This is a genomic window from Janthinobacterium sp. CG_23.3 (genome assembly GCF_046115965.1).
In the GTDB taxonomy this organism is placed as follows: Bacteria; Pseudomonadota; Gammaproteobacteria; order Burkholderiales; family Burkholderiaceae_D; genus Janthinobacterium.
In genome coordinates this window covers 1-13,012 of the sequence record NZ_JBJXIB010000155.1, presented here as the reverse complement: position 1 = coordinate 13,012, position 13,012 = coordinate 1, and the positions used below count along the sequence as shown (strand labels likewise).

Here is a 13,012-nt window from a genome sequence, read left to right as displayed (position 1 = left end):
GCACACGCACAACAGAAACGCCCCTCTTCCCCCCCCCCCCTCTCCTCTCCCCCCCCCCCCCCCCCCCCCCCCCCCCCCCCCCCCGACCCCGAATTGCGTTGGAGGTGGTCGGGCGGGAGGGCCTAGATTTCCAGGTTGTCGATCAGGCGGGTTTGACCCAGTTTGGCGGCGGCCAACACCACCAGCGGCGTGCCCTGCGCCAGCTCGTCGGCCGACGGCGCTTGCAGGTCGATGCGCTTGCGCACCGAGATGTAGTCGGGGTTCCAGCCTTTCTGGGCCAGTTGCTGCATTGCCGCGCGCTCCAGGTCGACGACGTCGAGGTTGCCGGCGCGCACGGCATCGGCGACGACGTTCAAGCCCTGGTACAGCGACGGCGCTTCGGCGCGCTCGGCCGGCGACAGGTACATATTGCGCGAGGACAGCGCCAGGCCGTCGTCGGCGCGGTAGGTTTCGGCGGCGATGATTTCGGTCGGCAGCGCGAACTGGCGGCTCATGTTGCGGATGATCATCAACTGCTGGTAATCCTTCTTGCCGAACACCGCCACCCGCGGCTGCACGCAGGAGAACAGCTTGAGTACGACGGTGGTGACGCCGGTGAAGAAGCCCGGGCGGAACTCGCCCTCGAGCGTGTTGCCCAGGTCGTCGGGCGGGCGCACGCGGAACTCCTGCGGCTCCGGGTACAGGTCCTTCTCGGTCGGCGCGAAGAGCACGTAGACGCCTTCCTTTTCCAGCTTCTCGACGTCGGCCTGGAAGGTGCGCGGATACTTCTCGAAGTCTTCGCCCGGCCCGAACTGCAGGCGGTTCACGAAAATCGACGCGACCACCGGGTCGCCGTGCCTGCGCGCCAGGCGCATCAACGACAGGTGGCCTTCGTGCAGATTGCCCATCGTCGGGACGAAGGCCGTGCGCAACTGCCCGCTTAACTGGTCGCGCAACTCTTCAATGGAGGAAATGATTTTCATGGATTGCTTTCGCTATGGCGCTAATGGGAAAACGGTGGGGGGGCGGCGCGCGGTCCGCTCAGGCCGGCGAATATGCCAGCCGCACATAAATCGGCGCAAACGGCTCGGCTTGCGTAATTTCAATCAGGGTTTCTTTGGCCAGTTCCAGCAGCGCGACGAAGTTGACGACGACGATGGGCACGCCGCCGGCGGGGTCGAACAGATCGGCGAACTCGACGAAGCGGGCCGTTTGCAGGCGCCGCAGGATTCCCGTCATGTGTTCGCGCACCGACAGTTCCTGGCGGCTGATCCTGTGGTGCTGGGTCAGCTTGGCGCGCTTCAGCACGTCCAGCCAGGCCGCCTGCAGGTCGGCCGGCTCGACGTCGGGCCAGGTCGGCGTCAGGCTTTGCTCGATGAAAATGGCCGGGCGCAGGAAATCGCGCTCGAGCTGGGGCAGCGCGTTCAAATCGTAGGCGGCCAGCTTGATCTGCTCATAATCGAGCAGGCGCCGTACCAGCTCGGCGCGCGGGTCGCCGATATCGTCCTCGATGTCGCACCTGGTCGAGGGCAGCAGCATGCGCGACTTGATCTCGATCAGCATCGCCGCCATCAGCAGGTACTCGGCGGCCAGCTCCAGGTTGTGCACGCGGATCTGGTCGACATACTTCAGGTACTGCAGGGTGACCTGCGCCATCGGAATGTCGAGGATGTTGAAGTTTTGCTTGCGTATCAGGTAGAGCAACAAGTCCAGCGGCCCCTCGAAGGCCTCCAGGAAGATTTCCAGCGCGTCGGGCGGGATGTACAGGTCGGTCGGCATGCGCATCAGCGGCTCGCCGTACAGGCGCGCGAAACCGACCGGATCGACCGCCGGCGTCATTGCCGCCGGTTCGACTGGCAACATAGCGCTCGTCCCGATCGCTTAAATCTTGTTCTGGTAAACGTAAGCTTGTTGCTTGATGGCCGATTCCATCTGGCTTTCCTGCTCGCTCAGGCTGACCGGCGGCTTATCCCACAACAAAGCGCGGCCGGCGCGCTGGCCCTCTTCCATGCCCGGGTTCTTCTCTTTCAGCGCCTTGATAAACAAAGTGTGATCGGATTCATACAACTGGAACTGTTTGGTAAGTTTCATATAGTCTTATTGGTAAGAGGCAATCGATATTTTACCGCGCCGGGCGCTGCTGCGGTCATTCTATCTCCACGGCCCGGGTAGGAATCGGCTGAAAACGGCCAAAAATGCCCCGCCGCCGTAGCATTTTTGGCGTCCCCTGCCGTCGCTGGCGAAATCGGCTATCCTCGACGCACCGACAACCCCGGGGTGTCGGTTTTTCCCGAGTCCACTTTATTGCTTGCCTATGAATCCAGGTTTGACGCCTTCCACCGTTTTTTTGTTGGTCCTCGCTCCATTGTTGTGGGCGGGTAATGCCATTGTCGGGCGGCTGGTGCATGAGATGGTGCCGCCGATGACCTTGAATTTCCTGCGCTGGTTGATCGCGTTCTTTATTTTGCTGCCGCTGGCGGGGCCGATTTTCCGCCGCGGCAGCGGTTTGTGGTCGCATTGGCGCCGCTTCGCCGTGCTCGGCTTGCTGGGCGTCGGAATGTATAACGCGCTGCAGTATATGGCGCTGCAAAGTTCGACGCCGATCAATGTGACGCTGGTCGCGGCCGGGATGCCGGTCTGGATGATGCTCACGGGTTGGCTGTTCTTCGGCGCCCGCGTGTCCGGCAGGCAGGTGCTGGGCGCGGCGCTGTCGATCGCCGGCGTGTTGCTGGTGCTCGCCCGCGGCGAGTTGCGCCATGCGCTGGAGTTGCGCCTGGTGCCGGGCGATGTGTTTATGGTTTTCGCGACGATTGCGTGGTCGTTGTATAGCTGGTTGTTGACGCGCTCGAACGCGCCCGACGACGTGCGCGGCCATTGGGCCAGTTTTTTGTTGGCGCAGGTGGCGTTCGGGGTGGTGTGGTCCGGCGCTTTCGCCGCCGGCGAGTGGACGCTGAGCAGCGCGCGGATCGGCTGGAGTTGGACGCTGCTCGCCGCGCTGGTGTATGTGGCGGTCGGCCCGGCGGTGATCGCGTTTCGCTGCTGGGGCGCGGGGGTGCAGCGCGCCGGCCCGAGCGTGGCGGCGTTTTTCAGTAATCTCACGCCGCTGTTCGCCGCCCTGATGTCGGCCGCTTTCCTGGGCGAGTTGCCGCAGCCGTACCACGGCTTGGCGTTTTTGTTGATTGTGGGGGGGATTGTGGTGTCGTCGCGCAAGGGGTAAGCCAAGGGCGCCACCCCGCGGTCGGACCCTTGGGGGCTGGCCCTCTCGCCTTGGCGCCGGCTCTTTGCCGCTGTGTTGTTTGAACCGGTGGCGCGCTAGCAGCGCAGTGCGCGCCGCATGACCATCGGCGCCGGTTCCAACGGGTTGGCGTGCGAGTATTCCAGTTCCTCGGCCAGCTCGAACTCGTAGGCGGCGTAGAAATCGCGCAGCTTGGGCTGGTCGAGCCGCACCGCCAGCCGCAGTTCTTCCACGCCCGAGGCCAGCCCGTGGTGGATCACCGCCTCCAGCAGGTGCTGCGAGATGTTGCTGCCGCGGTAGGCCGGCAGCACGCCCATGCGCAGGATTTCCCACACGTCCGCAGCGCTGTCGAGCGGCAGCCAGCGCAGCGAGCCGACCGGCGTCTCGTCGACCAGCAGGATGAAGCCGCCGCCCGCGCGCAGGTGCTCGCCGACGTGGACCGTCGTTTCGCGGTGGCCGCTGGAGGTGACGCTGACCTTGCCGGCCCACGCGGCCCGCGTCAGGTCGGCGATCAGTTTCGCGTCGGCGTCCGTTGCTTCCCGCACCACGATGTTCATCGCTATGCCTTAGCCGACCCGCATGCCGGGTTCCGCGCCCGGCCACGGGTTGAGGATGTAGATGCCCGGATTGGCTTTTTCGTCGGCGGCGGAGGCGGCCAGCACCATGCCTTCGGAGACGCCGAATTTCATCTTGCGCGGCGCCAGGTTGGCCACCAGCACGGTCAGCTTGCCGATCAGCTCTTCCGGCTGGTAGGCGGCCTTGATGCCGGAGAAGACGTTGCGCAGGCGGCCTTCGCCGGCGTCCAGCGTCAGGCGCAGCAGCTTGTCGGAGCCGGCCACGTGTTCGCAGTTGACGATTTTGGCGATGCGCAGGTCGATCTTGGCGAAGTCGTCGATCTTGATCTCCGGCGCCAGCGCTTCGATCTCGCTGCTTGGCGCCGACGCTTGCAGCGCCGGCGCGGCGTCGGCGGCCGCGGCCGCCACGGCAGCGGGGGCGGCCGCCGGCGCCGGGGCGTCGAACAGGGCCTCGACCATTTTGGCGTCGACCCGCGTCATCAGGTGGTTGTAGGCGCCGATGCTACGGCCCAGCATAGTCTGGTAAACCGCGCCGCTGGCGACGTCGGTGTCGGCCCAGCTCAGGTGCGCGTCGTTGAGGAAGCGGGCGACGTTGGCGGCCACGTCCGGCAGCACCGGCGACAGCAGGATCGTCAACTGGCGGAACAGGATCAGCGCGGCGCTGCAGACGTCGTGCAGCTCGGCGAGCTTGGTCTCGTCCTTGGCCAGGATCCACGGTTTGTTCTCGTCGACGTACTGGTTGGTGATGTCGGCGATTTCCATGATTTCGCGCAGCGCCTTGCCGAATTCGCGGTGCTCGAAGTGGTGGGCGATGCTGGCCTGGCGCTCGCTGGCGACGCCGTCGTGCTCGACCGTCAGCGCGCGGTTGATCCAGGCCCGGGCGCCGTCGGACAGGCCGGCGGCCAGCTTGCCGTCGAATTTCTTGGCGATGAAGCCGGCGCAGCGGCTGGCGATGTTGACGTATTTGCCGATCAAGTCGCTGTTCACGCGCGCCACGAAGTCGTCGCCGGTGAAGTCGAGGTCTTCGACCTTCGAGTTCATTTTGAAGGCGATGTAGTAGCGCAGCCATTCCGGGTTCATGCCCAGGTTCAGGTAGCGCAGCGGCGAGATGCCGGTGCCGCGCGACTTCGACATTTTCTCGTTGTTGACGGTCAGGTGGCCGTGCACGTTGACGGTCAGCTTGTCGATCACCGGGTGGTCGGCGAATTTCAGCATCGCCGGCCAGAACAGCAGGTGGAAGGAGACGATGTCCTTGCCGATGAAGTGGATCTGTTCGGTGGCAGGGTCCTTCAGCAGCGCCTCGAAGTCCATGCCCTTCTTGTCGCAGTAGTTCTTCAGGCTGGCCAGGTAGCCGACCGGCGCGTCCAGCCAGACGTAGAAGAATTTGCCCGGCGCGTCGGGAATCGGGATGCCGAAGTAGGGCGCGTCGCGCGAGATGTCCCAGTCGGCCAGCTTTTCGCCGGCTTCGCCCAGCCATTCGCTGACCTTGTTGACCATTTCAGGCTGCAGGCGGCCGGGCGTGTTCAGCCAGTCCTTGAGGAAGACGAAACAGCGCGGGTCGGACAGCTTGAAGAAGTATTGTTCGGACGGTTTCATGATCGGCGTCGAACCGGTGAACACCGAGAACGGGCGCACCAGTTCGGTCGGTTGGTAGGCCGCGCCGCACACTTCGCAGTTGTCGCCGTACTGGTCCTTGGCGCCGCATTTCGGGCATTCGCCCTTGATGTTGCGGTCGGCCAGGAACATGCCCTTGACCGGGTCGAAGAAGCGGTCGACGGTTTTGGTGACGATCAGGCCGGTGTCGCGCAGCTTGCGGTAGATGCCCTGCGACAGCTCGACGTTTTCCGGCGAGTCGGTCGAGTACCAGTTGTCGAAGGCGATGTGGAAGCCGTCGAGGTACTGGGCGCGGCCGGCGGCGATCCTGGCGACGAATTCCTGCGGCGTCAGGCCCTCTTTTTCGGCGGCGATCATGATTGGCGTGCCGTGGGTGTCGTCGGCGCCGACGAAGTGCACCTCGCGCGGGCTCGCACCGTCGCGTTGCATTCGCTGGAACCGGACCCAGATATCGGCCTGGATGTATTCCATCATGTGGCCAATGTGGAAGGCGGCGTTTGCGTAAGGCAGGGCAGTGGTGACGAACAGCTTGCGAGTCATGATTGATGCACTTTGGGTTGGATAAAAAATACATTTTAACAGCGGAAAGGCCGGCTGGACATTGGCGGCGCGGCGGGCCGCCCTGATTTTTCGTCAATTTTGCGCTAGACTGCGGGATCACACACGGAGATTTTCATGAGCATCACAGTAGAAGACGTCAAGGCAGCCCTCTCAAGCGTTATCGATCCGAACACCGGCAAAGACTTCGTGGCCTCGAAGTGCGTCAAGAACCTGAAGGTCGAGGGCGGCGCCATTTCGCTCGACATCGAGCTGGGCTACCCGGCCAAGAGCCAGTTCGAGGCCATCCGCGCCAGCGTGCAGGCGCCGCTGCAGGCCTTGCCCGGCGCCGCCTCGGTTGCCGTCAACGTGTATTCGAAGATCATTTCGCACACCGTGCAGCGCGGCCTGAAGCTGATGCCGAACGTCAAGAACATCATCGCCGTCGCTTCCGGCAAGGGCGGCGTCGGCAAATCGACCACCGCCGTCAACCTGGCGCTGGCCTTGTCGGCCGAGGGCGCCTCGGTCGGCCTGCTCGACGCCGACATCTACGGCCCGTCGCAGCCGATGATGCTGGGCATTAACGAACAACCGAAAACCACCGACGGCAAGACCATGGAGCCGCTGGAAAACCACGGCCTGCAGGTGTCGTCGATCGGCTTCATGATCGACCCGGGCGAGCCGATGGTGTGGCGCGGCCCGATGGTCACGCAGGCGCTGCAGCAGTTGCTCGAGCAAACCAACTGGCGCGACCTTGACTACCTGATCGTCGACATGCCGCCGGGTACCGGCGACATCCAGTTGACGCTGTCGCAAAAAGTGCCGGTGACGGGCGCGGTGATCGTCACGACGCCGCAGGACATCGCGCTGCTGGACGCGCGCAAGGGCTTGAAGATGTTCGAGAAGGTCGGCATTCCGATCCTCGGCATCGTCGAAAACATGAGCACCCACATTTGCACCAACTGCGGCCACGCGGAAGAGATTTTCGGCGCCGGCGGCGGCCAGAAGATGTGCGGCGAATACGGCGTCGACTTCCTCGGCGCGCTGCCGCTGACGATGGCGATCCGCCAGCAGACCGATTCCGGCCGGCCGACCGTGGTCGCCGAGCCGGACGGCGCCGTCGCCGCCATCTATAAAGAGATCGCCCGCAAGATCGCGGTGAAAGTGGCCGAGAAGGCCAAGGATTTGACCAGCAAGTTCCCAAGCATCGTCATCAAAAACGACTGACGGTCGATTGAGCAACCAAGGAGAAACGCCTAGATGAATATCCGCACCCAGTTCCTGCGCCGCCTGGCGGCCGCCACCATCGTCACCGCCTGCATGGCGGCGAGCGCCTTCGCGCAATCGGTTTCCTTCACCGAGCCGGCCGACGGCGCCACCGTCAGCAGCCCGTTCAAGGTGAAGTTCGCCGTGGCGGGAATGGACGTCAAGCCGGCCGGCGAGGTCGCCGCCAACAGCGGCCACCACCACCTGCTGATCAACAAGGAATCGATCAAGGCCGGCGATTCGGTGCCGTTCGACGATTCCCACCTGCATTTCGGCAAGGGCCAGACCGAAGCCGACGTCAAGCTGGCGCCCGGCGTCTACAGCCTGACGATGCAGTTCGCCAACGGCGCGCACCAATCGTACGGCCCGGCGCTGAGCAACACCATCAAAGTCACCGTCAAGTAAGTATCGCGCCTCGGCCTGCGTCGACGCCGGTGTCGGGTTAGGCCGTTTCGCCTAACCCGACCTGCGATCCGCGTTGGCGGGCGAGCCGACACACCCGCGGCGGCGCCCTTCGCATTACCCCAGCAATTCCAGCGAAATCAATTCCGCCACCGTCTGGCGCCTTCTGATCAGGCGCGACTGCGCGCCGTCGACCAGGTATTCGGCGGCGTGCGGCCGGCTGTTGTAGTTCGACGACATCGACGCGCCGTACGCGCCGGCGCCGTGCATCACCACATAATCGCCCACCTGCGCCTGCGCCAGCAAGCGCGTCTCGACCACGCCGCCCTCCAACTGCGTAAACACGTCGCCCGATTCGCACAGCGGCCCGCCGACCACGGTGGCGCGCGGCGGCAGCGCCGCGAGGTCGCGGCCGTCGCGCGCCAGCACCGTCATCTCGTGGTAGCTGCCGTACATGGCCGGGCGCATCAACTCGCTAAAGCCGGTGTCGAGCAGCGTGAAGTGATTGCCGCCCATCTGCTTGGTGGCGCGCACTTCCGTGACCAGCAAACCCGCCTCGGCGACCAGGAAGCGGCCCGGCTCGATTTCGATGCGCACCGGGTGGCCCAGGTGCGCCTCGATCTGCTTGCGCGCCGCGTCCCACAGCGCGAAGTAGTGCGCCGTGTCGACCGGCTGCTCGCCTTCGCGGTACGGCACCGACAGCCCGCCGCCGGTGGAGATGGCCTCGATGTCGTGGCCCATGCCGGCGACCAGTTCGACCATCGTGCCGCAAACCTGTTCCAGATGGCTGTAGTCGACGCCCGAGCCGATGTGCATGTGCAGGCCGACCAGGTGCAGGCCGTACTGGCGGATCAGCGCGATGGCGTCCTTCAGTTCGGTGTGCCAGATGCCGTGCTTGCTGTTTTCGCCGCCGGTGTTGGTCTTGTTGCTGTGGCCGTGGCCGAAGCCCGGGTTAATGCGCAGCCAGACCCGGTGGCCCGGCGACACCGCGCCCAGCTGGTGCAGCATGTCGATGGAGCCGGCGTTGACTTCGATTTTCGACTCGGCCACGCGCTGCAGGGTGGGGCGGTCGAACAGGTCGCAGGTGAACACCACGCCGGCGGCGCCGTTCTTTTCTTCGGTCGTAAAACCCGCTTGCAGCGCGCGCTCGATCTCGCCCAGCGAGACGGCGTCGACGTGGGCGCCGGCGTCGCGCATCAATTGCAGCAGATGGATGTTGGAGCAGGCCTTCTGGGCGAAGCGCACCACGTCGAACGAGGCCAGCTGGGCGATGCGCGCGCGGATCAGCGCGGCGTCGTAGACCCACAAGGGGGTGCCGTGTTGTTGGGCCAGTTCGGCGAGGGTCTGCTCTGAAATGCTGTTCATTGTCTGCTTTCTTATATGGGTAAGGGCGGTGGCCGCGCTTGCGTCTGTCGTGTGGAAACATTATGGCGCGCTGCGCGTCAAACAGAAAATATCTATTTGACGCTACCTTATTCATTTATGATATATGTTTATCCTTAACCCTTCCGGCCATGTCCATTACCCTGCGCCATATCGAGGTGTTCCGCGCCATCATGACCGCCGGCAGCGTGACCGGCGCGGCGCAGATGCTCAACACCTCGCAGCCGACCGTCAGCCGCGAGCTGGCCCGGCTCGAATACCTGACCCAGTTGACGCTGTTCGAGCGGGTGCGCGGGCGCCTGCGCCCGAGCGCGCAGGCGCTGCAACTGTTCGAGGAGGTGCAGCGCGCCTATTTCGGGCTGGAGCGCATCGTCAGCGCCGCCGCCGCGCTGCGCCAGTTCGAGCAGGGCCAGTTGTCGATCGCCTGCCTGCCGGTGTTCGCGCAGTCGCTGCTGCCGCAGGCGTGCCGGCCGTTCCTGGCGCAATTCCCGAAAGTCAGCGTGAGCATCACGCCGCAGGAGTCGCCGCTGCTGGAGGAGTGGCTGTCGGCGCAGCGGCACGACCTCGGCCTGACCGAGGTCGACAACGCGCCGCCCGGCACGGTGCTGAGTCCCCTGATGTCGGTCGACGAGGTGTGCGTGCTGCCGGACGGGCACCGGCTGGCGGCGAAGGCGGCGCTGGCGCCGGCCGACTTCGCCGGGCAGCCCTTCATCAGCCTGTCGGCGGTCGACCCGTACCGCCAGCAGATCGACGAAATTTTCCGCCAGGGCGGCGTCGAGCGGCGCATGGTGCTCGACACGCCCAGCGCCGCCTCGGTGTGCGCGATGGCGCGCGAAGGCGTCGGCCTGGCCATCGTCAACCCGCTGACGGCGCTCGACTTCGCCGGGCAGGGGCTGCAAATCCGCCGCTTCACGGTTTCGCTGCCGTTCACCGTGAATATCGTTAAACCGCTGCACCGGCCGCTGTCGCAACTGGTCGACGTCTTCGAGGCGGCACTGCAAAGGCAGGCCGAGCGCATCGCCGAACAAATCCGCCGGCTATAAAACGCCGCTGGCCCTCGTCCTTGGATCCGGGTCGAATCAACGGCACAGTGTCGTCGGTCGGATTAGCGCAGCGTAATCCGACCGACGAATATCGCGCCGACCGGTTTGGCCCCGGCCAGTGCCAACGCGGTAAAATGGCGTCTTTCTCTTTTAGCCTGACCACTTCGATGACCACTGCATCCGCTAAGCCCGTCCGCACCCGTTTCGCTCCCAGCCCGACCGGCTACCTCCACCTCGGCGGCGCCCGCACGGCGTTGTACTCCTGGGCGTTCGCGCGCCACTTCGGCGGCACTTTCATCCTGCGCATCGAAGACACCGACCTGGAACGCTCGACGCCGGAAGCGGTGCAGGCGATCATCGACGGCATGAAGTGGCTCGGCCTGGAGCACGACGAAGGCCCGTTCTACCAAATGCAGCGGATGGATCGCTACCGCGAAGTCGTCGCCAACATGCTGGAAGAGGGCACCGCCTACCTGTGCTACTCGTCGCCGGAAGAGGTCGAGGCGATGCGCGAAAAAATGCGCGCCGCCGGCGACAAGCCGCGCTACGACGGCACCTGGCGTCCTGAAGAGGGCAAAACCCTGCCGGCGGTTCCGGCCGACCGTAAGCCGGTGGTGCGCTTCAAGAACCCGCTGGACGGCGACGTCACCTGGGACGACGTCGTCAAAGGCAGTATCACCATCTCGAACCGCGAAATGGACGACCTGGTCATCGCGCGCCCGGACGGCACCCCGACCTACAATTTCTGCGTCGCCGTCGACGACTGGGACATGGGCATCACCCACGTGCTGCGCGGCGACGACCATGTCAACAACACGCCGCGCCAGATCAACATCCTGCGCGCGATCGGCGCGCCGCTGCCGCTGTACGGCCATCTGCCGATGATCCTCGGTTCCGACGGCGAGAAACTGTCGAAGCGCCACGGCGCCGTCAGCGTGATGGACTACCCGGCCCAGGGCTACCTGCCGGAAGCGATGCTGAACTACCTGGCGCGCCTGGGTTGGAGCCACGGCGACGACGAGGTGTTCTCGATGGAGCAGTTCTGCGAGTGGTTCAACCTGAACCACCTGACCAAATCGGCGGCCCAGTTCAACCACGAAAAACTGGCATGGCTGAACAACCACTATATTAAGCAAGCGGACAACGCCCGCCTGGCGGACCTGGCCCGCCCGCTGATGCTGGCCGACGGCGCCGTCTTCGACGGCGCGCCGGAATTGGCGCTGGTGCTGGGCATGCTGAAAGAGCGCGTCAACACCGTCAACGAACTGGCGACGGCGGCGATGCTGTTCTACCGCGAACCGCAGCCGGACGCGGCCCTGCTGGCGCAGCACCTGACCGATGCCATCAAGCCGGTGCTGGCGCAGTTCGCCCAGCGCTGCCAAGGCGTGGAGTGGAGCAAGGAGGCGCTGGCCGCGATGATCAAGGAAGTGCTGGCCGCGAACACGCTAAAGATGCCATTGCTGGCGATGCCGCTGCGCCTGATCCTCACCGGCCAGCTGCAAACCCCGGCCATCGACGCGGTGCTGCAAGTGTTTGGCCGCGAAACCGCCCTGGCGCGTTTGGCCAAATATCTCTAATAGTTGCAAAAGGGTATTTGCGTTCTTCTGTATCTTTGCTATACTCTTGTTTCTGCGCCAACGGGGGTATAGCTCAGCTGGGAGAGCGCTTGCATGGCATGCAAGAGGTCAGCGGTTCGATCCCGCTTACCTCCACCAGCAAATGGAAAAGAAGTTTCTCCGTTTAGTTTGAATATGGTGCAGATGTAGTAAATGCTAGTTCAGGGTCCCCATCGTCTAGAGGCCTAGGACATCACCCTTTCACGGTGAGTACAGGGGTTCGAATCCCCTTGGGGACGCCAAGTAATATGTAGTATAATGTTGGACGTTGTTAGCGGTTGTTGCACTGATATGTTGTTGGCAGTAGCCTTAAACAGTTAGTAAGACAAAGTCGCCAAGTGCGGCTTTTATTATTTCTGCGCCCGGGGGGTATAGCTCAGCTGGGAGAGCGCTTGCATGGCATGCAAGAGGTCAGCGGTTCGATCCCGCTTACCTCCACCACTGCGCGGAAGTAGCCGTTAAGTAGTCGATATATCGTAGTTCCAAGGTCCCCATCGTCTAGAGGCCTAGGACATCACCCTTTCACGGTGAGTACAGGGGTTCGAATCCCCTTGGGGACGCCAGGTTTCGTAGTAAAGCAGTAGCTAGTAAAAGCCGTTCACGCGGTTTGTAATGTTCTGTGCCAGGGGGGGTATAGCTCAGCTGGGAGAGCGCTTGCATGGCATGCAAGAGGTCAGCGGTTCGATCCCGCTTACCTCCACCAAAGCACAGAAAATTGAGCAGTTCATGGTCCCCATCGTCTAGAGGCCTAGGACATCACCCTTTCACGGTGAGTACAGGGGTTCGAATCCCCTTGGGGACGCCAATTTCGACAGTTTGCGGGGCCAGCGCCGGCAAACACGTCCACAGCAAGTGACAGATCAAGCCGCCTAGTGCGGCTTTTTTGTTTCCCCCCCCCTCCATATCTTCAATTTGGCGCGGCGGACCGGCCCGGTCTCGCGTTCGCCGCTTGTTGCTTGCCAATTGAATCCATTTACCTTGCGGCACCTTGATGACGCTTTGGGTATTTATTTCCACTATTTTGCCGCCTGAATCGTTTTCAGGTACGCATCCATCATCGGACTGGCTTCGAACTTGTGTCGATGATGCGATCGCCGCGTTGTGCGCGACGCTGGCGCGTCCTTCGCTGCTGATTCCTCAGTTGCGACCTTTTGGAACCGACGCATGAAAGGGTTTTGAATTGCAGTGCCAGTATATCGGCGGGGAGAAATGTTAATATGAATGCAATTTCAACTTGCTGCCCCTTAACCGATGAACAAACCCTACAATATTCGTGACTGTTCAGCCGCTATGCGGCAAGCGGGATAGGATTACCGTTGAAGGCCCGGAGCAGAACCTCAAGCATGCCATGGCCTTGCTTGC

At 63.5% G+C, this 13,012-nt stretch carries 11 protein-coding genes and 6 tRNA genes; 11 read left to right on the top strand and 6 right to left on the bottom strand.

The features are described from left to right. Nucleotides 1-122: 122 nt before the first annotated feature. Genes panC through ACFDR9_RS24675 form a run of 3 tightly spaced genes read right to left on the bottom strand, consistent with a single transcriptional unit; the run spans nt 123 to nt 2,070 of the window. Nucleotides 123-962, bottom strand: a complete 840-nt coding sequence (gene panC, locus ACFDR9_RS24685) for a pantoate--beta-alanine ligase (RefSeq protein ID WP_409032675.1) — start codon at nt 960-962, stop codon at nt 123-125. A gap of 58 nt (nt 963-1,020) precedes the next feature. Beyond that, on the bottom strand, nt 1,021-1,842 hold the full coding sequence (locus tag ACFDR9_RS24680) for a ScpA family protein (RefSeq protein WP_017876510.1): 822 nt from the start codon (nt 1,840-1,842) through the stop codon (nt 1,021-1,023). Between the two features lie 18 nt (nt 1,843-1,860). Next, complete coding sequence (locus tag ACFDR9_RS24675; protein ID WP_017876509.1) at nt 1,861-2,070, bottom strand: DUF3460 family protein; 210 nt, start codon at nt 2,068-2,070, stop codon at nt 1,861-1,863. Between the two features lie 223 nt (nt 2,071-2,293). On the opposite strand from ACFDR9_RS24675, the gene ACFDR9_RS24670 reads away from it, so the two are divergent. After that, nucleotides 2,294-3,196 carry a DMT family transporter gene (locus tag ACFDR9_RS24670; RefSeq protein WP_409032674.1) on the top strand — a complete coding sequence of 301 codons (903 nt, stop codon included), beginning with the start codon at nt 2,294-2,296 and terminating at the stop codon, nt 3,194-3,196. Nucleotides 3,197-3,291: 95 nt separating this feature from the next. On the opposite strand, the gene ACFDR9_RS24665 is transcribed toward ACFDR9_RS24670, so the two are convergent. Beyond that, nucleotides 3,292-3,771 carry a GNAT family N-acetyltransferase gene (locus ACFDR9_RS24665; RefSeq protein WP_409032673.1) on the bottom strand — a complete coding sequence of 160 codons (480 nt, stop codon included), beginning with the start codon at nt 3,769-3,771 and terminating at the stop codon, nt 3,292-3,294. A gap of 9 nt (nt 3,772-3,780) precedes the next feature. Continuing rightward, the gene (metG, locus tag ACFDR9_RS24660; protein ID WP_409032672.1) at nt 3,781-5,943 is read right to left on the bottom strand and encodes a methionine--tRNA ligase; all 2,163 of its coding nucleotides are present in this window, start codon (nt 5,941-5,943) and stop codon (nt 3,781-3,783) included. A gap of 135 nt (nt 5,944-6,078) precedes the next feature. On the opposite strand from metG, the gene apbC reads away from it, so the two are divergent. Then, complete coding sequence (gene apbC / locus ACFDR9_RS24655) at nt 6,079-7,167, top strand: iron-sulfur cluster carrier protein ApbC (RefSeq protein ID WP_409032671.1); 1,089 nt, start codon at nt 6,079-6,081, stop codon at nt 7,165-7,167. A 33-nt stretch (nt 7,168-7,200) separates the two neighbouring features. Continuing rightward, nucleotides 7,201-7,611 (top strand): DUF4399 domain-containing protein, encoded by a 411-nt coding sequence (locus ACFDR9_RS24650; RefSeq protein ID WP_409032670.1) that lies wholly within the window; start codon nt 7,201-7,203, stop codon nt 7,609-7,611. A 114-nt stretch (nt 7,612-7,725) separates the two neighbouring features. Here ACFDR9_RS24650 and lysA read toward each other — a convergent pair whose 3' ends face one another. Next, nucleotides 7,726-8,973: a diaminopimelate decarboxylase gene (lysA, locus tag ACFDR9_RS24645; RefSeq protein ID WP_409032669.1), complete on the bottom strand. Its 1,248-nt coding sequence runs from the start codon at nt 8,971-8,973 to the stop codon at nt 7,726-7,728. Nucleotides 8,974-9,122: 149 nt separating this feature from the next. Here lysA and ACFDR9_RS24640 point away from each other — a divergent pair, with 149 nt between their 5' ends. From ACFDR9_RS24640 to ACFDR9_RS24605, 8 genes are all read left to right on the top strand, one after another. Continuing rightward, a complete protein-coding gene (locus tag ACFDR9_RS24640) occupies nt 9,123-10,034 on the top strand; it encodes a LysR family transcriptional regulator (protein ID WP_017876502.1) in 912 nt (303 codons plus the stop codon). A gap of 167 nt (nt 10,035-10,201) precedes the next feature. Continuing rightward, nucleotides 10,202-11,611: a glutamate--tRNA ligase gene (gene gltX / locus ACFDR9_RS24635; RefSeq protein ID WP_409032668.1), complete on the top strand. Its 1,410-nt coding sequence runs from the start codon at nt 10,202-10,204 to the stop codon at nt 11,609-11,611. A gap of 62 nt (nt 11,612-11,673) precedes the next feature. Then, nucleotides 11,674-11,749: transfer RNA gene (locus ACFDR9_RS24630), tRNA-Ala, on the top strand. 67 nt (nt 11,750-11,816) lie between these two features. Continuing rightward, nucleotides 11,817-11,892: transfer RNA gene (locus ACFDR9_RS24625), tRNA-Glu, on the top strand. Nucleotides 11,893-12,015: 123 nt separating this feature from the next. After that, nucleotides 12,016-12,091 (top strand) — tRNA-Ala (locus ACFDR9_RS24620). 46 nt (nt 12,092-12,137) lie between these two features. Then, a tRNA-Glu gene (locus ACFDR9_RS24615) sits at nt 12,138-12,213 on the top strand. 64 nt (nt 12,214-12,277) lie between these two features. Continuing rightward, nucleotides 12,278-12,353 (top strand) — tRNA-Ala (locus tag ACFDR9_RS24610). 26 nt (nt 12,354-12,379) lie between these two features. Next, nucleotides 12,380-12,455: transfer RNA gene (locus tag ACFDR9_RS24605), tRNA-Glu, on the top strand. Nucleotides 12,456-13,012: the final 557 nt, after the last annotated feature.